The organism is Allobosea sp. RAF48 (assembly GCF_052114025.1).
GTDB lineage: Bacteria > Pseudomonadota > Alphaproteobacteria > Rhizobiales > Beijerinckiaceae > Allobosea.
In genome coordinates, this window is sequence record NZ_JBFRDZ010000015.1 from 46,932 (window position 1) to 69,636 (window position 22,705).

The 22,705-nt window shown below is 67.0% G+C and carries 24 protein-coding genes and 1 other RNA gene; 16 read left to right on the forward strand and 9 right to left on the reverse strand.

What is annotated here, in order from left to right; all coding sequences use genetic code 11:
• Window positions 1-56 precede the first annotated feature (56 nt).
• A complete protein-coding gene (locus AB4Z10_RS23820) occupies window positions 57-1,016 on the forward strand; it encodes an alpha-D-ribose 1-methylphosphonate 5-triphosphate diphosphatase (protein ID WP_441472886.1) in 960 nt (319 codons plus the stop codon).
• A gap of 122 nt (window positions 1,017-1,138) precedes the next feature.
• Here AB4Z10_RS23820 and AB4Z10_RS23825 read toward each other — a convergent pair whose 3' ends face one another.
• Window positions 1,139-2,176, reverse strand: coding sequence for an L-idonate 5-dehydrogenase (locus AB4Z10_RS23825; protein ID WP_441472887.1), 1,038 nt, complete (start codon window positions 2,174-2,176; stop codon window positions 1,139-1,141).
• Between the two features lie 262 nt (window positions 2,177-2,438).
• Between AB4Z10_RS23825 and AB4Z10_RS23830 the strand changes: the two genes are divergently transcribed.
• Window positions 2,439-3,206 carry an SDR family NAD(P)-dependent oxidoreductase gene (locus AB4Z10_RS23830; protein WP_441472888.1) on the forward strand — a complete coding sequence of 256 codons (768 nt, stop codon included), beginning with the start codon at window positions 2,439-2,441 and terminating at the stop codon, window positions 3,204-3,206.
• Window positions 3,207-3,440: 234 nt separating this feature from the next.
• On the opposite strand, the gene glmM is transcribed toward AB4Z10_RS23830, so the two are convergent.
• The 4 genes from glmM to ybgF all read right to left on the reverse strand — a co-directional run bounded on the left by glmM (window position 3,441) and on the right by ybgF (window position 8,975).
• Window positions 3,441-4,784, reverse strand: a complete 1,344-nt coding sequence (gene glmM / locus AB4Z10_RS23835; RefSeq protein WP_441472889.1) for a phosphoglucosamine mutase — start codon at window positions 4,782-4,784, stop codon at window positions 3,441-3,443.
• Window positions 4,785-4,946: 162 nt separating this feature from the next.
• Window positions 4,947-6,872 carry an ATP-dependent zinc metalloprotease FtsH gene (gene ftsH / locus AB4Z10_RS23840; RefSeq protein WP_441472890.1) on the reverse strand — a complete coding sequence of 642 codons (1,926 nt, stop codon included), beginning with the start codon at window positions 6,870-6,872 and terminating at the stop codon, window positions 4,947-4,949.
• 109 nt (window positions 6,873-6,981) lie between these two features.
• Complete coding sequence (gene tilS / locus AB4Z10_RS23845) at window positions 6,982-8,040, reverse strand: tRNA lysidine(34) synthetase TilS (protein WP_441472891.1); 1,059 nt, start codon at window positions 8,038-8,040, stop codon at window positions 6,982-6,984.
• Window positions 8,037-8,975 (reverse strand): tol-pal system protein YbgF, encoded by a 939-nt coding sequence (gene ybgF, locus AB4Z10_RS23850; protein ID WP_441472892.1) that lies wholly within the window; start codon window positions 8,973-8,975, stop codon window positions 8,037-8,039. The genes tilS and ybgF overlap by 4 nt, the downstream gene beginning before the upstream one ends.
• Window positions 8,976-9,132: 157 nt before the next feature.
• Between ybgF and ssrS the strand changes: the two genes are divergently transcribed.
• The 3 genes from ssrS (at window position 9,133) to AB4Z10_RS23865 (ending at window position 10,914) form a co-directional block, all read left to right on the forward strand.
• Window positions 9,133-9,290, forward strand: a non-coding RNA gene (gene ssrS, locus AB4Z10_RS23855) — 6S RNA.
• An 8-nt stretch (window positions 9,291-9,298) separates the two neighbouring features.
• A complete protein-coding gene (locus tag AB4Z10_RS23860; RefSeq protein ID WP_441472893.1) occupies window positions 9,299-9,898 on the forward strand; it encodes a 5-formyltetrahydrofolate cyclo-ligase in 600 nt (199 codons plus the stop codon).
• A 191-nt stretch (window positions 9,899-10,089) separates the two neighbouring features.
• Entirely contained in the window at window positions 10,090-10,914 is an 825-nt protein-coding gene (locus AB4Z10_RS23865; protein WP_441472894.1) for a TIGR00282 family metallophosphoesterase, read from the forward strand.
• 20 nt (window positions 10,915-10,934) lie between these two features.
• Here AB4Z10_RS23865 and AB4Z10_RS23870 read toward each other — a convergent pair whose 3' ends face one another.
• Window positions 10,935-12,290 (reverse strand): methyl-accepting chemotaxis protein, encoded by a 1,356-nt coding sequence (locus tag AB4Z10_RS23870; protein WP_441472895.1) that lies wholly within the window; start codon window positions 12,288-12,290, stop codon window positions 10,935-10,937.
• Between the two features lie 221 nt (window positions 12,291-12,511).
• Here AB4Z10_RS23870 and AB4Z10_RS23875 point away from each other — a divergent pair, with 221 nt between their 5' ends.
• A complete protein-coding gene (locus tag AB4Z10_RS23875; protein WP_441472896.1) occupies window positions 12,512-13,258 on the forward strand; it encodes a YebC/PmpR family DNA-binding transcriptional regulator in 747 nt (248 codons plus the stop codon).
• Window positions 13,259-13,380: 122 nt separating this feature from the next.
• Here the strand turns inward: AB4Z10_RS23875 and AB4Z10_RS23880 are convergent, their stop codons facing one another.
• Window positions 13,381-14,196 carry a sulfite exporter TauE/SafE family protein gene (locus AB4Z10_RS23880; RefSeq protein WP_441472897.1) on the reverse strand — a complete coding sequence of 272 codons (816 nt, stop codon included), beginning with the start codon at window positions 14,194-14,196 and terminating at the stop codon, window positions 13,381-13,383.
• A 117-nt stretch (window positions 14,197-14,313) separates the two neighbouring features.
• Here AB4Z10_RS23880 and ruvC point away from each other — a divergent pair, with 117 nt between their 5' ends.
• The 5 genes from ruvC to AB4Z10_RS23905 all read left to right on the forward strand — a co-directional run bounded on the left by ruvC (window position 14,314) and on the right by AB4Z10_RS23905 (window position 17,690).
• On the forward strand, window positions 14,314-14,826 hold the full coding sequence (gene ruvC / locus AB4Z10_RS23885; RefSeq protein ID WP_441472898.1) for a crossover junction endodeoxyribonuclease RuvC: 513 nt from the start codon (window positions 14,314-14,316) through the stop codon (window positions 14,824-14,826).
• A 167-nt stretch (window positions 14,827-14,993) separates the two neighbouring features.
• The gene (ruvA, locus tag AB4Z10_RS23890) at window positions 14,994-15,611 is read left to right on the forward strand and encodes a Holliday junction branch migration protein RuvA (protein ID WP_441472899.1); all 618 of its coding nucleotides are present in this window, start codon (window positions 14,994-14,996) and stop codon (window positions 15,609-15,611) included.
• Entirely contained in the window at window positions 15,608-16,099 is a 492-nt protein-coding gene (locus AB4Z10_RS23895; protein ID WP_441472900.1) for a GNAT family N-acetyltransferase, read from the forward strand. Before ruvA ends, AB4Z10_RS23895 begins: the two co-directional genes overlap by 4 nt.
• Before the next feature lie 23 nt (window positions 16,100-16,122).
• A complete protein-coding gene (gene ruvB / locus AB4Z10_RS23900; protein WP_441473016.1) occupies window positions 16,123-17,148 on the forward strand; it encodes a Holliday junction branch migration DNA helicase RuvB in 1,026 nt (341 codons plus the stop codon).
• On the forward strand, window positions 17,145-17,690 hold the full coding sequence (locus AB4Z10_RS23905) for a DUF3828 domain-containing protein (protein ID WP_441472901.1): 546 nt from the start codon (window positions 17,145-17,147) through the stop codon (window positions 17,688-17,690). The genes ruvB and AB4Z10_RS23905 overlap by 4 nt, the downstream gene beginning before the upstream one ends.
• 48 nt (window positions 17,691-17,738) lie before the next feature.
• Here the strand turns inward: AB4Z10_RS23905 and AB4Z10_RS23910 are convergent, their stop codons facing one another.
• The gene (locus AB4Z10_RS23910) at window positions 17,739-18,254 is read right to left on the reverse strand and encodes a hypothetical protein (RefSeq protein WP_441472902.1); all 516 of its coding nucleotides are present in this window, start codon (window positions 18,252-18,254) and stop codon (window positions 17,739-17,741) included.
• Window positions 18,255-18,382: 128 nt separating this feature from the next.
• Between AB4Z10_RS23910 and ybgC the strand changes: the two genes are divergently transcribed.
• The 3 genes from ybgC (at window position 18,383) to AB4Z10_RS23925 (ending at window position 20,049) form a co-directional block, all read left to right on the forward strand.
• Window positions 18,383-18,787: a tol-pal system-associated acyl-CoA thioesterase gene (gene ybgC / locus AB4Z10_RS23915; protein ID WP_441472903.1), complete on the forward strand. Its 405-nt coding sequence runs from the start codon at window positions 18,383-18,385 to the stop codon at window positions 18,785-18,787.
• Window positions 18,788-18,839: 52 nt separating this feature from the next.
• Entirely contained in the window at window positions 18,840-19,499 is a 660-nt protein-coding gene (locus AB4Z10_RS23920; protein ID WP_441472904.1) for a TetR/AcrR family transcriptional regulator, read from the forward strand.
• Between the two features lie 91 nt (window positions 19,500-19,590).
• The gene (locus AB4Z10_RS23925) at window positions 19,591-20,049 is read left to right on the forward strand and encodes a DUF2852 domain-containing protein (protein ID WP_441472905.1); all 459 of its coding nucleotides are present in this window, start codon (window positions 19,591-19,593) and stop codon (window positions 20,047-20,049) included.
• A gap of 253 nt (window positions 20,050-20,302) precedes the next feature.
• Here AB4Z10_RS23925 and AB4Z10_RS23930 read toward each other — a convergent pair whose 3' ends face one another.
• Window positions 20,303-20,884, reverse strand: a complete 582-nt coding sequence (locus tag AB4Z10_RS23930; RefSeq protein ID WP_441472906.1) for a hypothetical protein — start codon at window positions 20,882-20,884, stop codon at window positions 20,303-20,305.
• 646 nt (window positions 20,885-21,530) lie between these two features.
• Here AB4Z10_RS23930 and tolQ point away from each other — a divergent pair.
• Both tolQ and AB4Z10_RS23940 read left to right on the forward strand, forming a co-directional pair.
• On the forward strand, window positions 21,531-22,241 hold the full coding sequence (gene tolQ, locus AB4Z10_RS23935) for a protein TolQ (RefSeq protein ID WP_441472907.1): 711 nt from the start codon (window positions 21,531-21,533) through the stop codon (window positions 22,239-22,241).
• An 11-nt stretch (window positions 22,242-22,252) separates the two neighbouring features.
• On the forward strand, window positions 22,253-22,702 hold the full coding sequence (locus tag AB4Z10_RS23940) for an ExbD/TolR family protein (protein WP_441472908.1): 450 nt from the start codon (window positions 22,253-22,255) through the stop codon (window positions 22,700-22,702).
• Window positions 22,703-22,705 lie beyond the last annotated feature (3 nt).

Sequence of the window (22,705 nt, forward strand, 5' to 3'; positions counted from 1 at the left end):
TCGTCAAATGACTCATCGAAGCCCCCCGCCTCGGCATCGACAGCGGGGCAGCGAAGATGAGCACGAAAATCACGGGCGTGCGGGCGCTCCTCGATGAACTCGCCGCGACGGACGTCTCGCTCGAAGGAGGTCTGATCGCCTCATTGGGCGAGGCCTCGCACACGGCGGATCTCGTGCTTCACGCCGAAGGCTGCCTCCTGCTGCCGGGTATCGTCGACTGCCATGGCGATGCCTTCGAGCGTCACATCATGCCGCGCCCGGGCGTCGCCTTCGATATCGATCTCGCGCTGCGCGACGCCGACCGCGCTTTGCTGGCGAGCGGCATCACCACCGCCTTCCATGGCGTGACCTGGTCCTGGGAGCCGGGCCTGCGCAGTGCGGAGAATGCGCGCCGGCTGGTCGAGCGCATCGCCACCCTCAAGCCGGAGCTCGGCGCCGATACCCGTTTCCACATGCGTCATGAGACCTTCAACCTCGACGCTGAGGAAGAGATCGCCTCATGGCTGGCCGAGGCGGCGCGCAAGGCGGGCGTGCCGACCATGTCCCATGACGACATGAGCCCTGGGATGCGGCGGCAGCATCGTGCGCTCGGCATCGCCATCGCCGAGTTTCCGATCAATGAGGCGACGGCGCGCGAGGCGGCCTCGGCCGGGGAAGCGATCGTCTTCGGCGCGCCGAATGTGCTACGCGGCGGCTCGCATACGGGCTGCCCGGCGGCCGAGGAGATGGTGCGCCAGGGGCTCTGCACCATCCTGGCCTCCGACTACTACTACCCGGCGCTAGCGCTGGCGCCCTTCCTGCTCGCCGAGAGCGGCGCGGCCTCCTTCGCCACTGCCTGGACGCTTGTTTCGGAGAACCCTGCAGCAGTGCTCGGGCTCACCGATCGCGGCCGGATCACGCCGGGCTTGAGGGCCGATCTCGTCATCGTCCGGCCGGCCCCCACACCGCGCGTGGTGGCGACCATCGCCGGCGGGCGGCTCGTCCATCTCGCCGACCCGTCGCTGCTAGGCTGGTAGAACACACTGCGTCATGCTCGGGCTTGACCCGAGCATCTCATGCCGAAGGAGGCTCCCGCGCTATCCCCTCCCGAGATTCTCGGGTCCGCTAACGCGGCCCGAGAATGACGCTCCGCTTCGGCTCATGCGAAATCGAGCTGCACCTTGATCGCCTTCGACTTGTCTGCCGCCAGGTCGAAGGCCTCGACCGCGCGATCGACCGGGATCGTCGCCGTCAGCAGCGGCGAGAGATCGATAGTACCGGAGCCGATCATCGCCACCGCCCAGTCGAACTCCTCATGGAAGCGGAAGGAGCCGCGCAGGTCGAACTCCTTGGCGACCACGACGTTCATCGGCAGCGTGAACTGGCCGCCCACGCCGATCTGCACGATGATGCCGCCCGGCCGGACCACATCGAAGGCGCCGGTCAGCGCATGCTGATTGCCGGAGGCCTCGAACATCACGTCGAAGGCGCCCTTCTCGGCCCCGTATTCCGCTTTCAGCCGCTCGGGCTCGGCGGCAACGTTCACGGTCGCGGTCGCTCCCATCCTGCGCGCGACCGGCAGCGGCCCGTCGACCACATCGGTCGCCACGATCTCTGAAGCGCCCGCCGCCTTCGCCGCCACGATGGTGAGAGCGCCGATCGGCCCGGCCCCCGTCACCAGCACGCGCTTGCCGAGCAGCGGGCCGGCGCGCTTGGCGGCGTGGAGGCAGACCGAAAGCGGCTCGGCGAAGGCAGCCTCGGCGGCGCCGACATGCGGCGCGACTTTGACCGCCTGCCGCTCCTCGACGACGAGCACGTCGCGGAAGCCACCCTGAACATGCGGGAAACGCATCGCCGAACCGTAGAACAGCATGTCCGTGCAGTGCTGCTGCAGCCCCATCTGGCAGTAGCGGCAATGGCCGCAGGCCCGGCTCGGATTGACCGCGACCCGGTCGCCCGGCTGCACCCGCGAAACCTCGCCGCCGATCGCCTCGACGCGGCCGGCGATCTCATGGCCCAGGATCATCGGTTCGCGCACGCGGATCGTGCCGAAACCGCCATGAAGGTAATAGTGCAGATCCGAGCCGCAGATGCCGCCGGCCTCGATCCGCACGCGCACGTCGCGCGGCCCGAGCTCCGGCGCGGTCGTCGGCTCGACCCGCAGGTCCTTCTCGGCATGAATGACGACGGCACGCATGGTGGTTCTCCCTGATCCGGACAGCTTGTTTTCCTCTGCCCTCATCCTGAGGAGCCGCGGAACGCGGCGTCTCGAAGGATGGTTTGGAGCGCGCTGGAACACCCTTCGAGACGCAAGGCATTCGCCTTGTTCCTCAGGATGAGGGCTGAGAAAGCGAAGGCGCCCTTCCGTGGTTGTCTAATCGATTGAAACCTGCTTACCCAAGGATGCAGGCTTTGCGCAAACCGAATTTGCTCACACCAGAACACTGCGAGGATACGCCATGTCGCTGTCGCTGTTCAGTCTCGAAGGCAAGATCGCACTGGTCACCGGCTCCGGCCAGGGCATCGGTCTGGCGCTCGCAGAGGGCCTGTCCGAGGCCGGCGCCCATGTCGTGCTGAACGGCCGCGACAAGGCCAAGCTCGAACGTGCCCGGCAGGCGCTCGCCGCCGCCGGCCGCAAGGCCTCCATCGCTCCCTTCGACGTCACCGACCAGAAGGCGGTCGAGGCCGGCATCGCCGCGATCGAGGCCGAGATCGGGCCGATCGACATCCTCATCAACAATGCTGGCATGCAGAAGCGCGCGCCGATCACCGAATTCCCGGTCGAGGGCTGGCACGAGGTGATGAACACCAACCTGCATTCAGTGTTCTACGTCACCCAGGCGGTGACGAAGCGAATGGTGCCGCGCAAGCGTGGCAAGATCATCAATATCGGCTCGGTGATGAGCGAGCTCGGCCGCGCCACCATCATCCCCTACACGGCCTCCAAGGGCGCGGTGAAGATGATGACGCGCGGTCTCGCCGCCGAGCTCGGCAAGCACAACATCCAGGCCAACGCCATCGGCCCCGGCTATTTCGCCACCGAGATCAATGCCGCGCTGATTGCGGACGAGGCCTTCTCGAACTGGGTTGCCACCCGCACGCCGGCCGGGCGCTGGGGGGAGACGAAGGAGCTCGTCGGCGCCGCCATCTTCCTGTCCGCGGCGGCATCCGACTACGTCAACGGCCATCTGCTGATGGTCGACGGTGGCCTGACTGCGGTGGTGTGAGGCTGGCACAGCCGTCATTCTCGGGCGAAGCGTAGCGCAGACCCGAGAATCTCATGACGGGGTCGCACCGAACCTCCACCGTCATTGCGAGCACAGCGAAGCAATCCAGGAGGACCGGGTGAGACATCCAACCCAGTCTTCCTGGATTGCTTCGTCGCTTCGCTCCTCGCAATGACGACCGGAGCCTCCTCCGGCCGGAGATGCTCGGGTCGAGCCCGAGCATGACGGTGCCCTTCAGGCCGCGGCCTTCGTCACCGCCTCGACGACATCGTCCACCGCGCGCTCGACCAGATCGCGGTCGTCGCCTTCAGCCATCACGCGGATCACCGGCTCGGTGCCCGAGGGGCGGATCACCAGGCGCCCGCTGTCGCCCAGCAACTGCTTCGCGGCCTCGATCGCGCTGATGACGGGCTGCTGCTCCAGCGGCTTGCCGGCCTTGTAGCGCACGTTCTTGAGGATCTGCGGCAGCGGCTCGAAGCAGTGGCAGACTTCCGAGACCGGCCGGTCCATCCGCTTCACCACCGCGAGCAGTTGCAGCGCCGCGACCAGCCCGTCGCCGGTCGTGCCGAAATCCGAGAGGATGATGTGGCCGGACTGCTCACCGCCGAGGTTGAAGCCGTGGTTGCGCATATGCTCCAGCACATAGCGATCGCCGACCGCCGTGCGCGCCAGCGACAGACCAAGCCCCGCCAGATAGCGCTCCAGCCCGAGATTGGACATCACGGTTGCGACGATGCCGGGTGCCGAGAGGCGGCCATCTTCCATCCAGCTGCGCGCGATCACGGCCATGAGCTGGTCCCCATCGACGATATGGCCGTGTTCGTCGACGACGAGCACGCGGTCGGCGTCGCCGTCGAGCGCAATGCCGACATCGGCGCGCAGCTCCTTGACCTTCTCGATCAGCGTCGAAGGATGGGTCGAACCGATCTCGCGGTTGATGTTGAAGCCGTCGGGCTCGACGCCGATGGTAATGACCTCGGCGCCCAGCTCCCAGAGCGCCTGCGGCGCGACCTTGTAGGCGGCACCATTGGCGCAATCGAGCACGATGCGCAGGCCTTCAAGGCTCAGGTTGCGCGGCAGCGTCCGCTTGGCGAACTCGACATAGCGCGCATCGGCGCTGTCGATACGCTTGGCCCGGCCGAGCATCGGCGAAGTCGCCAGGCGCGGGCCGAGATCGGCGTCGATCAGCGCCTCGATCTCCCGCTCGACATCGTCGTTGAGCTTGTAGCCATCGGGCCCGAACAGCTTGATGCCGTTGTCCTCATAGGCGTTGTGCGAGGCCGAGATCATCACACCGAGATCGGCGCGCATCGAGCGCGTCAGCATGGCGACGGCCGGCGTCGGCATCGGGCCGAGCAGCATCACGTCCATGCCGACCGCGGTGAAACCCGCGACCATGGCGTATTCGATCATGTAGCCGGAGAGGCGGGTATCCTTGCCGATCACGACCCGATGGCGATATTCGCCGCGGCGGAAGGCGAGGCCGGTGGCCTGGCCGACCTTCATGGCAAGGTCGGGCGTAATGACGCCGTTCGCCCGCCCGCGAATGCCGTCAGTTCCGAAATATTTGCGCGTCATTGCGTTTCGATTCCGAGGGGCTGCAACGCCCGATTGTACGTGTTCTATAGCCAAAAAACCTTTCCGCCTTCTCACAAATTATGACGGAACATGACATCGTGGCTGCCCAAACAGAAAGGGCGGCCACGGGGGCCGCCCTTCCCTTCGACTATACTCGCGGTATCAGACCTGCGGCTGCGGCTCCATGCCGGCGTCCGGCTCGCCGCGCTTGCGGCCCTTGCCCGCGCTCGGCACGGCCGAGCCGCGCGGGGCATGCGGCGTGTCGTCGAGATCGCGCGAAGGGCGCTTGCCGGCGATCAGGTCGCGGATTTCCTCGCCGGTCAGCGTCTCGAACTCGAGCAGCGCCTCGGCCACCGCGACGAACTCCTCATGGTGATCGGTCAGAATCTTCTTGGCGTCGGCATAGCCCTCGTCAACGAGGCGCTTCACCTCCGCATCGATCTTCTGGGCGGTCGACTCGGAGACGGACTGGCTTCGGCCCATCGACATGCCCAGGAAGACCTCCTCCTGATTGTCGCCATAGGCGACCATGCCGAGCTCGTCCGAATAGCCCATCTGCGTGACCATGGCCTTGGCCATCTTGGTCGCCTGCTGGATGTCGCCCGTGGCGCCCGAGGTCACGTTCTCGCGGCCGAAGGTCATCTCCTCCGCCACGCGCCCGCCCATGGCGACCGCAAGCTGCGAGGTGAACTCCTTGAACTTCATCGAATAGCGGTCGCCCTCCGGCAGGAACTTGACCATGCCGAGCGCGCGACCGCGCGGGATGATTGTCGCCTTGTGCACGGGGATACCGGCCGGGACATAGAGGCCGACGATGGCATGGCCGGCCTCGTGATAGGCGGTCAGCTTCTTCTCTTCCTCGGACATGGCCATCGACTTGCGCTCGGCGCCCATCATGACCTTGTCCTTGGCATCCTCGAACTCGGCATGGGTGACCATGCGCTTGCCGCGGCGGGCCGCCAGCAGCGCGGCTTCGTTGACGAGGTTCATCAGGTCGGCGCCGGAGAAGCCGGGCGTGCCGCGGGCGAGGATCTTGAGGTCGACATCCGGCGCCATCGGCACCTTGCGGACGTGAACCTTGAGGATCTTCTCGCGGCCGGCGACATCCGGGTTCGGCACGACGATCTGCCGGTCGAAACGGCCGGGGCGCAGCAGCGCCGGGTCGAGCACGTCCGGACGGTTGGTCGCAGCGATGATGATGACGCCCTCGTTCGGCTCGAAGCCGTCCATCTCGACGAGGAGCTGGTTCAGGGTCTGCTCGCGCTCGTCATTGCCACCGCCGAGACCGGCGCCGCGATGACGGCCGACAGCGTCGATCTCGTCGATGAAGATGATGCAGGGCGCGTTCTTCTTGGCCTGCTCGAACATGTCGCGGACGCGGCTCGCGCCGACGCCGACGAACATCTCCACGAAGTCGGAGCCCGAGATGGTGAAGAACGGGACATTGGCCTCACCGGCGACGGCGCGCGCCGTCAGCGTCTTGCCGGTGCCGGGAGGGCCGACGAGCAGCACGCCGCGCGGGATGCGCCCGCCCAGCCGCTGGAACTTCTGCGGATCACGCAGGAATTCGACGATCTCCTGCAGGTCTTCCTTGGCCTCGTCGATGCCCGCGACATCCTCGAATGTGACGCGGCCATGCGCCTCGGTGAGCAGCTTGGCCTTCGACTTGCCGAAGCCCATCGCCCGGCCGGCGCCATTCTGCATCTGGCGGGACATGAAGATCCACAGGCCGATGAAGATGACGAAGGGCAGCGAGTTGACCAGCAGCGCCATGAACCAGGGCGTGCCCTCGGACGGCGCGCGGGCCGACACCTGCACACCCTTCTGCGCCATGGTCTTCAGCAGATTGGGGTCGCCATAGGGCGCATAGGTCACGAAATTGCGCCCGTCGGAGAAGCTGCCGGAGATCTCCTGCCCGGCGACCACGACATTGGCGACGCGGCCCGCTTCAGCCTCGTTGATGAGCTGGCTGTAGGGGATTTCGTTGGTGCTCGCGCGCTGGCTTGGGCTCTGGAACAGAGTCACCAGCGCCAGGACCAGAAGAAAAATCACCACCCAGAGGGCGAAATTACGAAAATTCGGATTCATCACCAGTCCGATCGGGCCTGCCGGACCAACCGGATAAGGCCAAGGGTTTCCCGAGCTAATCTAGGAGCGGCGTACGCCCTTGCCAAGGGAAACAGAAGACGTAAGGGCACTAAGATGTCGCAGGGTGAACGCCGCGTCGACGTGGCGGCTCCCGTTCGAGGGCCAGCACGCCGTCCACGCCAAGCACCACCATGCAGCCGGACAATGTCCGTCTGATGGCAGAACCTGTCTTCGCCCCAGCACGCAGCGCCTCCACGCAATCCTCCAGCCGTTCGAGCCGACCATAGCGGTCGCCGCTGGCCATGACGGCCTCAAGCGCCTGCCCGACCACGCGCAGAACGATCTCGTCCGGCTCGGCCATCAGCGCCGAAAAGTCGAGCCTCACCCGGTCCTCGCCCGCCTCTCGCGGCAAGCCGACCGCTGCAAACACGGCCTGCGCGCGCTGGCTCGCCGCAGCCTCCAGCCGCGCCATCCTTTCCGCCATCCGTCCGAAGCGCTCGGCCGTCAGCCCCTCCTCCGCGAGAACCGGCATGATCTCACGCCAGCGAACGCGCTCGAAGCGCAGGTCGGCATTGCTCGGATCACTCACAAAGGGAAGGCTGCGCGCCCGGGCTGTCGCAACGAGCCGTGCCTTCGCAATGCCGAGGAGCGGGCGGACAAGTACGACACCATCCTTCACGGTTCGCGCGCGCATCCCGACGAGACCGGATGGGCCGGAGCCATGGGCGAGCCGCATCAGCATCGTCTCGGCCTGATCGTCGAGCGTGTGGGCGGTCACCAGAACGGCACCGCCGAGCCGCTTCGCCTCTCCCGCCAGCAGCGCGTAACGGGCGTGCCGGGCCGCTGCCTGGATGCCCCTTGAAGGCTTCTCGCCTTCCCAGCGCAGGATCGCATGCGCGACGCCGAGCCGCGCGCAGAGCGCAGCGACAGCGGCAGCCTCCGCCGAGGCTTCCGGCCTCAAGCCATGGTCGACGGTCGCGGCATGGAGCCGTGGCCGGCCCGGCGAGCGCGCCCAATCGGCCAGCAGCCCCAGCAATGCGACCGAGTCCGGCCCGCCTGAAACCGCGACGAGCAGAACGCTTTCCTGCGTCAGCCCCAGAAAGAGTTCGCCGGCCTCGACAGGCGAGACCGGCGACGCATTCGTTTGATTCTGTGGCAGCGCGCTCAAGCGCAGCCGGAGCGGCGCCGCTCGCGCGCCACGCCCTGGCGCACCGCATTGGAGGCCGAGGGATAATCGACGCCGACCTTGGCATAGGTCGCGCAGGCCTGGTCCTTGGCACCGAGCCCATTCAGAGCCATGCCGAGCTTGAGCAGGCTGTCCGGCGCCTTGGTCGCCTTGGGCGATTCCCGCGAGATCTTCAGGAACTGCTCGGCAGCCTCGCGATAGCGCTGGCGCTGTAGATAGCTTTCGCCGAGCCAATAGGTGGCGTCGACCGCAAGCCGGTCGCGCGGATAGCTCTGCAGGAACTGCCGAAAGCCCATCTCCGCCTGCTCGTACTCCCTGCGTTGGAGCGAGGTGAAGGCGAGGTCGTAGGCCTCCTTGGCGCTCTGCGGACCGCTGGCAGCCGCGACGCTCGGCCCCCGCGGCATGGCCTGCGGCAGGCCGCCTTGCGGAGCGGGGCGTCCGACGCCCTGCAGGTCGAGCGGCCGGCCCGTGGCCGGTCCGCCGCCATCGTCATCCTCGATGATGCCTGCGATCCCGCCGCCGAGCTGCTGCGGGCCGCCGGCGGCGCCCTGCTGCATCGTCGGATCGAAGGCATCGCCACGGCGCTGGCGCTGCGGCGCCCCGGGGGCGCCACCGCCAGCCGGCGAAGCACCCGGCGCGGCCCCGCCTGAACGGCCGCCGCCCTTCTCGTTCAGGCGGAAATCGACATCCTCCTGAAACTTGCGCAGCTGTTCGCTGAGACGGCGGTTCTCGAACTGGAGCTGCTCGATCTGGCCGGACATCTGGCGCAGCTGGTTCTCCAGCCGCGTCGTACGCACCAGCAGGTCGGCGGCATCCTGGGCCGAGCCGGGCGCGGCCCCGCCGAACAGTGCCGCGGCGCAGGCGAGCGCAACCAGCCCCGAACGGGAAAGATAACGGGCGAGGATCGAAGGAAGCATCGATGAAACCGGTTTTCCGAACATGTCGCGCTTGTCTATATCATCTGCTCACCACGTCCAAAATATGAACATTTTCATGGCGCCCCCCCCGCACATTTGGGTGCGTGCCGGCAAATCGCCTCTGGCGCTTTGCCGGCGGCTTGCTTACATTGGCTGAGCGGGGCTGCCTGGTGCGTGAGAGACAGCATTCCCCGGGCCCATACGACTCCCTAGGGAGCTGTCCCTGTCCGGATCCATCGGAACCGGGCACACGGCGCCCACCTACTTCTGTAGGTGTCCCGGGATTCAAAACTCCACGGCCGAGGTGGCTCCGCAGCCTGACCATGACGACCACGCGTCCCGATACGCCTTTCATACCCCCGGCCTCCCCATCCCCGCGCAAGGCCGTTCTCCGTGACGCCGCGCTGGCCCGCCGCGACATGTTGGATCTCGACAGCCGGCTCGAATGGGATGCGGATATCGCCGCCCGCGTCCTCGCTCTGCCCGTCTGGGACAGCACCGGCCCTATCTCCGCCTATTGGCCGATGCGCTCGGAAGCCGATCCGCGCCCGATCCTCGAAGCGCTGCATGAGCGCGGGCTGCCGCTCTGCCTGCCGGCGATCGTCGACAAGCGCATGATCTTCCGCCGCTGGGCGCCCTACGAGCCGATCGTACCCGGCGGCTTCGGCACGCTCGTCCCCGCTCCCGCCGAGCCCGAGGCTAAGCCTGTCATCCTGATCGTGCCGCTCGCCGCCTTCGACCGGCGCGGCTACCGCATCGGATACGGCAAGGGCTACTACGACCGTGCCCTGACGGAACTCGGGCCGACCGTCAGCATCGGCATCGGCTACGCCGCACAGGAGATCGAGGCCGTGCCGGACGAGCCGCACGACCAGCGCCTCGACTGGATCGTGACCGAACGCGACACCATCCGCTGCGGTTGATTCCGGCTGGCTTTCGGGTCACGGAGGAGGACAGACCTGCCATTCCACAGCCCTCATCCTGAGGAGCCGCGGAACGCGGCGCCTCGAAGGATGATCCAGCGGACTCTGGAGCATCCTTCGAGGCGCGACCTGCGGCCGCTCCTCAGGATGAGGGCTCGTGTAACCGGCGCCCCTACCGGCTCGGAGCCTTCATGCGTTTTCTCTTCCTCGGTGACATCGTCGGCCGCCCTGGCCGGATTGCGGTTCAGGAGCGCCTGCCGGCCCTGCGCGAAGCGTGGAAGCTCGACTGCGTGGTCATCAACGGCGAGAATTCCGCGGGCGGCTTCGGCATCACCGAGGCGATTTGCGACGAGATCCTCGCCGCCGGCGCGGATGTCGTCACGCTCGGCAACCATTCCTGGGACCAGCGCGAGGCGCTTGTCTTCATTAACAGGCAGGACCGGCTGATCCGCCCGGCGAATTATCCGCCCGGCACGCCCGGCCGCGGCGCTACCGTCATCGAGGCGCGCAACGGCGCCCGCGTCCTCGTCGTCAACGTCATGGGCCGTCTCTTCATGGACCCGCTCGACGACCCCTTCGCCGCAGTCGAGCGCGAGCTCGCCGCCTGCCCGCTTGGCGAAGTCGCCGACGCCGTCATCGTCGACGTCCATGCCGAAGCGACGAGCGAAAAGCAGGCGATGGCCTATTTCCTCGATGGCCGCGCCAGCCTCGTCGTCGGCACCCACACCCATGCGCCGACCTCCGACACGCGCATCCTGCCCGCCGGCACGGCCTATCAGTCCGATGCCGGCATGTGTGGCGACTATGATTCCGTGCTCGGCATGCAGAAGGACGAGCCGGTGCGCCGCTTCCTGCAGAAGGTGCCGGGCGCGCGGCTGGAGCCGGCCACCGGCGAGGGCACTCTGTCAGGCGTCGCAGTCGAGATCGACGATGCGACGGGGCTCGCGAAAGCCGTCTGGGCCGTACGGGTCGGCCCGCATCTCAGCGAGGCGCTGCCCGGCTGGGCGCAAGACTGACCGGCAGGGGCCCGCGCGTCTCAGACCGCGCGGTGCTGGCGAACCAGATCGTCGAAGGCGTGGTTCAGACTCTCGGCCTGGCGGGACAGGGTGCCGGCCACGTCGAGCACGTCATGCACCGCCTTGCCGGCCTGCTGCGCCCGGTCGTTCAATTGCACAATGGTTTCGGCGTTGGCCTGCGTGCCCATCGCCGCCTGATCGGCACTGCGTGCGATTTCCTGCGTGGCGGCGCGCTGCTCGTCGATGCTCGCCGCAACCGCACCGGCGATGCCGTTCACCTGGCTGACGAAGGCGACGATGCTCTCGATCGCCGTCACCGCCTCGCGCGTCGCCGCCTGCATCGCCGGGACCTGGGCCGCGATTTCGTCCGTGGCCTTCGCGGTGCGCGATGAAAGCTGCTTCACCTCCGTAGCCACAACGGCAAAGCCTCGTCCGGTCTCGCCGGCGCGTGCAGCCTCGATCGTGGCGTTGAGCGCAAGCAGATTGGTCTGGCTGGCGATCGTCTGGATCATCTCCACGACCGAGCCGATCGTCTCCGCCGAAAGAGCGAGACTCTTGACGATGGCATCGGTCTTCTGGGCCGCGACATGGGCCTCATGCGCCATGGTCGATGCCCGCACGACCTCCGCCGCGACATGGTCGAGCGAGATCGACAACTCGTTCGTCGCGGTCGCGACGTTGCTGACATTGTCCGAAGCGCTCCCCGCCGCCCCCGCGGCCCGTTTGGCTTGCGCGCTCGTTTCTCCGACCACGTCTTCGACCGAGGCGGCGAGGCGCTCCACCTTGCCGGCGCTCGCGTTCACCGCGCCAACCACCTCCCGGACCGTGACCTCGAACGCCTCGATCTGGTGGCGCGTGCGGTCGCGGCTCTCCTGCTGAACCACGGCATAGGTCTCGAGCAGCAGCTCCAGGTCGAGCTGGGTCGCCTTGGAGAGCGCCGTGCGCGTCGCGATCCGCCGGTCGAGCTCGCGTCTCTGCCAGAAGCTCGACAGCCCCATCATGCTCTGCCGGTCGAGGCCGAGCTCCACGATGATGGCGTTCGAGACGATCGCGTGGCAGATCACCACCGCATAGATCGGCACGCCATGGTCGTGGAACGCGGTCGCCAGCTTGCGGGCCGACTCGCTGTAGCCCTCCCGGAGATCGCCGGAAGCAAGTTTGATCCAGTGCGCCAGCCGCCGCTGGTGGACGTCGGGACGGCGCAGCGCCTGCGCGATCTCCGGCCAGGGCGCGAATTGCTCGTGCAGCTCTTCCAGCAGTTGCGGCAGCCGGTCGCGCGCGAAACCCGATAGCGAAGCGAGAAGCTCGATATCCTCGCTGAAGATCCGGAAGGCGCGGAACCGGTGTTCCTGCGCGGCAATGGAATTAAATGTCACTGGTTCACGAGCTTGAAAGATGACGGCATGGCGCCGCCGGCATACTGCTCGGCCACGGCAAACAATGGCTTAACGGCCGCTCCGCCATCGATCTCGCCAGCGAGGGCCCACTGGCGCTTGCCTGTCCCGGAAATCGGCGCCTATAAGGCCGTTCCGATCGCCCCGGCGCGCCGCGGGTGGTGTTTCCATGGTTCCATCATCTCAAAGGGCAGCGAGTCCCCATGGCCGGCCATTCACAGTTCAAGAACATCATGCACCGCAAGGGCAAGCAGGACGCGGTGCGCTCCAAGCTGTTCTCGAAGCTGGCCCGCGAAATCACCGTCGCCGCCAAGATGGGCATGCCCGACATCAACATGAACCCGCGGCTGCGCATGGCGGTGCTCGCCGCCCGCGCCGAGAACATGCCGAAGGACAATATCCAGCGCGCCATCAACAAGGCCGCCGGCGGCGAAGGCGATAACTACGACGAGGTCCGCTACGAGGGCTACGGCCCCGGCGGCGCCGCCGTCATCGTCGAGGCGCTGACCGACAATCGCAACCGCACCGCCTCGGCCGTCCGCTCCTACTTCACCAAGTCCGGCGGCGCGCTCGGCGAAAGCAATTCCGTCTCCTTCATGTTCAACCGCGTCGGCGAGGTCACCTATCCGCCGGAGGCCGGCGACGCCGACAAGGTGATGGAAGCCGCGATCGAAGCCGGCGCCGACGATGTCGCCTCGGACGAGAACGGCCATGTCATCACCTGCGCCTTCGACGCGCTGAACGAAGTCTCCAAGGCGCTCGAAGCCTCGCTCGGCGCGCCCGCCTCGGCCAAGCCGGTCTGGCGGCCGACGACGACGGCCCCGCTCGACGAAGACAAGGCGGCATCGATGATGAAGCTGATGGAAGCGCTCGACAACGACGACGACGTCCAGAACGTCTTCGCCAATTTCGAGATTGCCGACGACATCATGGCCAAGCTCAGCGCCTGATCCCGGCCAGCCGTCATTCTCGGGCGAAGCGAAGCGCAGACCCGAGAATCTCATGCCGGAAAACGCGGCGGCACCTCCTGGTCACGAGATGCTCGGGTCAAGCCCGAGCATGACGGCTTGCATTACCGCCCGATCAGCGCATCCCAGAGCGGCAGGCTGATCAGCGCACTCAGGAAGATCACCAGATAGGCGCCGCGCCGGAAGCTCTGCTCCGAGGCCAGCCGGAAGCCATGCGTGCCGGCCCAGAGCCCGATCCCGTAGACCGCGAAGAGCGGCACCGCCATCAGCAGCGCGCCGAAGATGAGAATGCCTTTCCACCACAGCACCGCGCCGCTGATCAGCGTCGAGACGCCGAAGAAGGCCTGCATGTTGGCCCGCGTCTTGTGCCGGTCGTTGCGCTGGGCACCCAGCCAGAACACCGCCAGCGGCATGCCGCCGATAGAGGCCATGCCGTTGAAAAGTCCGGACAGCGCGCCGACCCCGAGCGAAAGCGGGATCGTCGGGCGCCCGTGATAGCGCCAGCCCGAGGCCATAAGACCGACCGCAACCAGCACCAGCGAGGCGAGCAGCCAGCGCATCGTCTCGCGGTCGAGCCAGGTCAGAAGCCAGATGCCGGCCGGCAGCGCCAGCGTCGCCGTCAGCAGGAGCGGCAGGATTTCGCCCCACTCGGCCCGCCTGGCGCTGCGCGCCGCGATCGGCAGGGCGAAGGGCAGGTCGATGAACCAGATCAGCCCCAGCGCCGCCACCGGCCCGAGCACCATCGAGGCCAGCGGCATGAATACCATCGCGAAGCCGAAGCCGGTGAAGCCGCGCACCAGCCCGCCGAGCAGCGTGGCGGCGAGCAGGACGGCGATGCCGTCTGAGGTCAGTCCGGGCATGAAGGCGGAGAGGCTGAAAGGCATGGCGTCGGCGTCGGAGAAGCTGATCCGGCGAACCATGCCCGCCGCTGCGCGGCAAGAACAACTTTCCTTTTTGATGCGATCGATGAGCGGAATTCATCTCCGCCCAAGTTCCGGGCGGGACAAATCCGAAACACCCGCTAGTTTGGCAACGTTATGGCACCCGCGATTCGCATCATCGGCATCGACCCCGGCCTCCGGAAGACCGGCTGGGGCGTCGTCGTCTCGGAAGGCAACAAGCTCTCCTTCGTCGCCTGCGGCTGCGTAGAAAGCGACGGCACTCTCGCCTTGGGCGAGCGCCTGCGGCAGCTGCACGAGGGACTGCACAAGATCATCGCCACGCATCGCCCGCATGAGGCGGCCGTGGAAGAGACCTTCATCAATCGCGATCCGCAATCGGCGCTGAAGCTCGGCCAGGCGCGCGGCATCGCATTGGTCGTGCCCTCGCTGGCCGGCCTGAGCGTGGCGGAATACGCCGCCAATCTCGTCAAGAAGACGGTGGTCGGCGTCGGCCACGCCGACAAGAAGCAGGTGCAGGCAATGATCCGCGTGCTCCTGCCCAAGGCCGAGACCCGCTCCGCCGATGCGGCGGACGCGCTCGCCGTCGCGATCTGTCATGCCCAGCATCGCGGCATGAAGGCGCTGGTCGCGCAATTGAAGGCATCGTGAGGGCCATGCTGTCATCTGGTAATTTTTGCGAGGCTCGTACCGCGCAGGTCATCCCGGACGCAGCGAAGCGGAGATCCGGGATCCATGCCTGAACCTCTATCGGCGGCGCTCCGGCATGGATCCCGGGTCTCCCTGCGGTCGCCCGGGATGACAGGCGGAGAATATCGATGATCGGCAAGCTCAAGGGCCTGATCGATTCCTATGGCGAGGACCACGTTATCATCGACGTGCAAGGCGTCGGCTATGTCGTGCAGTGCTCGGCGCGCACGCTGCAGCGCCTGCCCAAGCCGGGCGAGGCGGCGGCGCTCTCGATCGAGACCCATGTCCGCGAGGATGCCATCCGCCTCTACGGCTTCATGTCCGACGTCGAGCGCGACTGGTTCCGGCTGATGCAGGTGGTGCAGGGCGTCGGCGCCAAGGTCGCGCTCGCCATCCTCTCGACACTGGACCCGGGCGCGCTCGCCACCGCCATCGCCACCAACGACAAGGCGGCGATCGCCCGCGCCCCGGGCGTCGGCCCCAAGCTGGCGCAGCGCCTCTGCGCCGAGCTCAAGGACAAGGCCCCGGCCTTCGGCCATATCGATCCTGGGATCGTCCAGCTCTCCGGCGCGCTCGAGGACCGGAAATTGCCGCAGCCCATCGCCGACGCAGTCTCGGCGCTCGCCAATCTCGGCTATCCTCAGGCGCAGGCCGTAGCGGCCGTCGCAGCCGCCGCCAAGGCCGCCGGCGACGGCGCCGGCACGGCCCAGCTCATCAAGCTGGGCCTGAAGGAACTGGCGAAGTGAGCGAAGCGCCCGACGAGCTGGACCTGCGCATCGTCACTGACAAGACCGAGCTTTGCCGCATCATGCTGGCGAGCTGGGGCTCGCACAGCATGATGATCGACCTGCATGTCTATGACGTCGCCGAGATCGGCGCGCTCGGCTTGTTCGAGCGCGATGGCAGGACGGCGGCGCTGGCGAGCTGGACGGTGAGAGGCGACACCGCCTATCTCTGCGCGCTCCATTCGCTGCGCCCCGGCGAAGGCGTGGCGATCCAGATGCTCGACGCTGTCATCGAGGCCGCACGGACGGCGGGCGCGAAGAAGCTCAAGGCCATGCTGACCAACGACAACATGCCGGGCATGACCTTCTACCAGCGCCGTGGCTTTCGCCTCTCGGGGCTTTATCTCGAGGCGATCGACGCCTATCGCTCGGTTGTGCCTGATATCATCAAGACGGGATACAAGGACATTCCGATCCACGACGCCATCGAGCTGGAGATCGCGCTGTGAGCGACCCGAAGCGCTCCGGCCTTATGACGGCCGAACGCCGCGACGACGACAGCGAAACCTCGCTGCGGCCGCTATCGCTCGCCGATTTCACCGGCCAGGCGGCGGCCCGCGCGAATCTCCAGGTCTTCATCAACGCCGCCAAAAGCCGGGGCGATGCGCTCGACCATGTCCTCTTCGTCGGCCCGCCCGGTCTCGGCAAGACGACCCTTGCGCAGATCGTGGCGCGCGAGCTCGGCGTCAATTTCCGCTCGACCTCGGGCCCGGTCATCGCCAAGGCCGGCGATCTCGCCGCGCAGCTCACCAATCTCGAAGAGCGCGACGTGCTCTTCATCGACGAGATCCATCGGCTGAACCCAGCAGTGGAGGAAATCCTCTACCCGGCGATGGAGGACTACCAGCTCGACCTGATCATCGGCGAGGGGCCAGCGGCCCGCTCGGTCAAGATCGACCTGCCGAAGTTCACCCTCGTCGGCGCCACCACCCGCGCGGGCCTGCTGACCACGCCGTTGCGCGACCGCTTCGGCATCCCGATCCGCCTGCAGTTCTACACCGTCGAGGAGCTACAGGGCATCGTCGCCCGCGGTGCCCGCGTGCTCGGCGTGCCGATGTCGGACGACGGCGCCAATGAGATCGCCAAGCGCTCTCGGGGGACGCCGCGCATCGCCGGGCGCCTGCTGCGGCGGGTGCGCGACTTCGCCATCGTCGACGGCGATCCGATCGTCACCCGCAAGGTCGCGGACAAGGCGCTCTCGCTGCTCGATGTCGACGCCATCGGCCTCGACCAGATGGACCGGCGCTACCTGACGACGGTGGCCATCAATTTTGGCGGCGGCCCGGTCGGGATCGAGACCATCGCCGCCTCGCTCTCCGAGCCGCGCGACGCGATCGAGGAGATCATCGAGCCCTTCCTGCTGCAGCAGGGCTTCATCCAGCGCACGCCGCGCGGGCGGCTGCTGACCCCCCATGCCTTCCGCCATCTCGGCATGCCCGAGCCCTCGCGTGAAACGGCACAGTTCGGCTTGTTCGGAAACGACGAGGACGAAGCGTGAAGCAGATCGTTCGGAATTTCGCGCTGGCGCTGGCCCTGACGGGCCTGTTCGCAGTCCTGGCGGTTTCGGCCCGCGCCGGCGACGACGTTCCGCGCGGGCCGGTGGAAGAAGGGTACGCCATCACAACCAGGACGCTGATGGCCAAGGGCAAGGCCCCGCCGCCGGCATGGCGCCCGCCGCACCGTGACAGGCTGATGAGCAAGAGCCTGGCCGCGCTCTTCGCCCGCGACGACCTCTACCAGACGGAAAGCGGCGATATGGGCCAGATCGGCGCCGATCCCTTCCTCAACGGCCAGGATGGCGAAGTGAAGAAGCTGAGCTTCGACACGATTCCCGTCGCGGCCGGCAAGGCGACCGTGCTGGCCAACTTCCGTAGCTTCGGCAAGCCCGTCACCGTCCAGTTCCAGATGATCAGGGAGAATGGCGGCTGGCGCATCGACGACATCGTCAACCGCTTCGAGGGCAAGGATTATTCGATCCGCGAGCAGCTCTCGCAGCCCTATGATTGCGGCTCCTTCATGAACAAGCCCTGCAAGCGCTAAGCGCCCGCAGGGCCCGAGATAACCGCGTCGCCGGAACGCGCCGACTGATCAACCGCTACGGCGAGCCATCTTCGYGCGCATCATCGCGGGGCGGGCGCCAGCATCCTTGAGGGCGCCCGACTTGGCCGCCTTGGGATTCTCGACCGGCTGCATGCCCTTGCCGGCAGTGCGGCTCTTCGGACGCTCAAGCGCGCTCTGGCGTTGTTTCAGCGCCAACGCCTTGCGGGCGAGGCTGCGCTGGCTCGGCTCTTTCAGCTTCTCGGCGCGACGGGTGCGCTCGGCGCCGACCCGCTTCAGCGCCGCCGTCAGCGCATCGGCCTTGGCCTTGGTGCCGCTGTTGTCGCTCGCCGCCTTGGCGCCTTTCGGCTCCGCCTTGCCGCGCATCTCGCGCTTCTGGCGCCGCGCGCTGTCGCGCGCCTTGTCGCGGCGTTCCCGCAGCTTGCCGGCAAGATCGCGCAGCTCCTCGTCCGGTAATGCAGCGATCGCGCCGCGCTGCGTGCGCGCGACGAAGTCGAGCTCGGTCTTGTCGAGCAGCCTTGCCGTCGCCTTGCTGGATTGTGCCATCTGATGTCCTCCCACGTCTTTGGCCGCGTAACGGGCAACGCTTCCCGGCCGAACCGGTTCCGGCCTTTCCGAAGGCGCGCCTGTTGGTCTATTGCAGCGCGAACAATCCGACAGCGCCCCGGAGCGACATGAGCAGGGTCCACCGCCTCGACGTCCGCGTCTACTATGAAGACACCGATTTCTCGGGCGTGGTCTACCACGCCTCCTATCTACGCTTCATGGAGCGCGGGCGCACCGAGCTGATCCGTGCGCTCGGCATTGAGCAGCGCGAGCTCTTCGACGGCGAGACCGCGCTGGGCTTTGCCGTGCGCAAGATGACGATCGATTTCCTGCGCCCCGCCGTGATGGACGATCTGCTGACCGTCGAGACCCGCTCGGTCGAAGCGCGTGGCGCCACCATGGATCTCGAACAGCGCGTGCTGCGCGGCGAGGACGTGCTGATCACCGCGCAGGTCATGGTCGCCTGCGTCGGCGGCGGCCGGGCCCGGCGCATCCCGGACGGCCTGCGCAAGCGGCTGATGCTCGACGACTGACAGATCGCACGACAGTCGACGCGGCGCCTGCGCTTATGTTAGCGCTCCTTACATGAGCTGGAAGCGCGACCGCCCCGAGACACCCCGCGGCTATCACCATGGCAACCTCAAGGAGGAGCTGGTGCGTGCGGCGCTCGGGCTGATCGGCGAGAAGGGCCCGAACGGCTTCACCTTCGCCGAGGCCGCGCGCCTCGCCGGCGTCAGCCCGGCCGCGCCCTATCGCCATTTTCGCGACCGTGACGAACTGCTGGCCGATGTCGCGACACGCGGCTTCCAGGCGTTCGAGGCCGCGCTCTCGCACGCCTGGGACCAGGGTCGGCCCGATCCCGAAACCGCCTTCCACCGGCTGGGGCGCGCCTATCTCGCCTTCGCCCATGACGAGCCCGCCTATTATTCGGCGATGTTCGAGGCGGGCGTACCGCTCGACGCCAGTTCCGAATTGCGCGAAGCGGCCGACCGCGCCTTCGCCGGCTTGCGGCAGGCAGCCGAAGCGCTGATCGCCCGGCTGCCGCAGAACAAGCGCCCGCCCGCGCTGATGATGGCGCTGCACATCTGGGCGATGTCCCATGGCATCGCCGCCCTGTTCGGCCGCGCCGACGGTGGCCGGCGGCCGCTGCCGATGTCGGCCGCCGAGCTCCTCGAAGCCGGCATGCTGATCTACCTCCAGGGCCTAGGAATCGGCCCGGAAGCAGCGCCACCGCCGGCCGGCTGACGATTTTCGCGGCGCCATTCTTGACAAGCCGGGGTGCCGCGCGCATCTATGTAAATGTGATTTACATTCACGCCGATGAGCGGAGGAGAAGATGCCGATCGTCACGAAGCTTGACGAATATGGAAGAGGGGCCTGGATCGCCTTCGCGGTGCTCGGCTTCATCGTGTGGTGGCCGCTGGGTCTGGCGACCCTGGCCTTTCTGTTCGGGAGTGGACGCATGGGTTGTGGCTACGCGGGCGACCGTTACGAGCACCGGATGAGCCGCCTTCAGGGCAAGATGGATCGTCTGCGTGAGCGCATGGCCGGCCGTGAAGGCGGCTTTGGCGGCGGCTTCGGCGGCTGGGGCCGCGGCGGCCCCTCCAGCGGCAACCGCGCCTTCGACGAGTATCGCGCCGAGACGCTGCGCCGGCTCGAGGACGAGCAGCGCGAGTTCCACGACTTCCTGGGCCGCCTGCGCATGGCCCGCGACAAGGCCGAGTTCGATCAGTTCATGAACGAGCGCCGCAACAACCCGCCGGCCAATCCTCCGGCCCAGCCTGACGCGGCCTGACGCGCCGGTCGAGGCAAGCCAAGAATCGAGCCCGCCCCGGACCGCCGGGGCGGGCTTTTCTTTTCGGCCGCAGCTTCCTCCGCGCAAGCAAGCAGACGGCCGATGGCGGCTGGCGCGAGACGCCAATCTTCGGCGCGACGCCGGCAGCGTCGCGCCGAAGCCCGATCGCACGACCGGGCGACGCAGTCTCATCGCCCCAAAGCAGGCCCCGCCTGCCCGGGAGCACCAGGCAGGCGGCCCATGCGGCCAAAAGCTATTTGAGAGTGATGAAGAAGGCTTCCTCGAAGCTCAGGTCCACCATGTCACCACGCTTGAACTTCTGCAGCCGCGCCTTCACGGCGGGGTCGACCACGGTGATCGAGCGCGGACCGAAGGGGCCCACATAACTCACGACGCCGCTGGCCGCATCGAACCGCTCGAACTTGGCGGTCAGCGTCACCGACCGGGCGACGAACCTCTCCGGCAGGTTCTGGAAGGTCGAACTGGCCCCTATCTCCGTATAGGTGATCCCCGGCTTGGCACCCCGCCTGTTGGGCCGGACCTCGACGACGACGCCCTCGACACGGCTGATATCGACCGTGTCGCCTTCCCGCAGATTTTCGAGATTGCCGAAGACAGGCGGGACATCAACGAGCCACCTGTAGCCGCGCTGCTCGACCGTCACGGCACGGTTGGGCCGGTCGATCGACACCACGCGGACATTGAGGCGCTCGATCTCGACCGGGCCGACGCCCGAGACGATCACGGTTTGGGTGGTAACCTCGGGGTAGGTGGCGCAACCCGCCAGACCCGCTGCGATTGAAATGGCAACAATCAGACCAATGTGCCTCGACATGGGAAACCTCTCCACTCAGAAAGCAACGACGGTTCAATTTTTTGCGTCTTGTCGCGGATGGCAGCCGCGACATCAGTCGTAGAGTGTTCCGAGACAAGTTTCAGCCGATTTCTTGTTCTTGCCATCCCGACGAACGCCGAGATGCCTCCGTGCGCCGATTCGGCCAGTCCGGCCGAAGAGCGTCTGTGAGATCTCGAGCGGGTGAAAGTCCGTGGCCGGGTCGGATCACGGGCTTTTTCCGGAGATGCTCGGCGCCCTTCCTTCGGATCCCGATCTGCGACATCTGCACGGAATACTGGCTGTTCCTTGCCGCGGAGCAGCCGAATCATGCGCCTGCCCGATGTTTCAAGCGGGGCTGTCCGTCCCTGCCTGTGCCCCGTCATCGCCGCATCGCACCGGACGTATACCCCACATTAACCTTGCTGGATGCTTAACTGCTCCTGGAGCATGCGTTTCGTGGGAAACCCCGTTTCGGCCCATCTTTCGCCGAATTCGCGCGCGATTGACGGGATACGGCATTTCCCCGATCGCGAAACGGGCGGCGGCGTGGGTCTCCTGCGACGCGAGCGGCGGGGTTTGGGGCCGGGGCCATGAGCCTTGAAGGTTCGGGCCATCGGCGTACCGCCTGGGTAAGAAGGATGACAGGATGAACCCCGCCGACGTCGCGCAGGCCGCGCCACAGATCGACATGTCGTTCTGGACGCTGTTCTGGCATGCTCACATCGTCGTCAAGCTGGTGATGATGGGTCTGATCAGCGCCTCGATCTGGTGCTGGTCGATCATCATCGACAAGACGCTGCTCTATCGGCGCACGCGGCGCGACATGGACGCCTTCGAGGAGGTGTTCTGGTCCGGCCGCTCGCTCGAGGAACTCTATCGCGACCTCGCCAGCAAGCCGGTCAACGACATGGCCGCGGTCTTCGTCGCGGCGATGCGGGAATGGAAGCGCTCCTTCGAGAATGGCGGCCGCTCCGTCGCCAGCCTCTCCCAGCGCATCGACAAGGTGCTCGACGTCACCATCCAGCGCGAGACCGAGCGGCTCGAATCCAAGCTCCTGGTGCTCTCGACCATCGCTTCGGCTGCGCCCTTCATCGGCCTCTTCGGCACGGTCTGGGGCATCATGCACTCCTTCACCGCCATCGCGGTCTCCAAGAATTCCTCCCTCGCAGTGGTCGCGCCCGGCATCGCCGAAGCGCTCTTCGCCACCGCGATCGGCCTCTTCGCCGCAATCCCCGCGCTGATGGCCTACAACAAGCTCCAGGCCGAGGTCGCCAAGGCGCAAGGCCGGCTCGAAGCCTTCGCCGACGAGTTCTCCGCGATCCTGTCGCGGCAGATCGACGAGCGCATGGCCGCGTGAGGGGCTGAACAATGGGTATGTCCGCCGCCACCGCCGCGAAGGGCGCCGGCCGCCGGGGCCGCCGCGGGCGCCGCCACGGCGCCATCGCCGAGATCAACATGACGCCGTTCATCGACGTCATGCTGGTGTTGCTCATCATCTTCATGGTCGCCGCGCCGCTGATCGCGACGGGCGTCCCGCTCGACCTGCCGCAGACCGGCGCCAAGCCGATCAATGTCGATCAGAAGCCGATCACCATCGCGATCGACAGCAAGGGGCAGATCTTCCTGCAGGATCAGCCGACGCTGGAGCCGGACCTTGTCAGCAAGCTGCAGGGCCTCGCCAAGCAGGGCTTCGACGAGCGCATCTATGTGCGCGGCGACAAGCTGGTGGATTACGGCCGGGTCGCTTCGGTGATGTCGACCATCACCTCGGCCGGGTTCAAGCGTGTCGCGCTGGTCACCGAGCCGGCGGGCCGCTGAGAG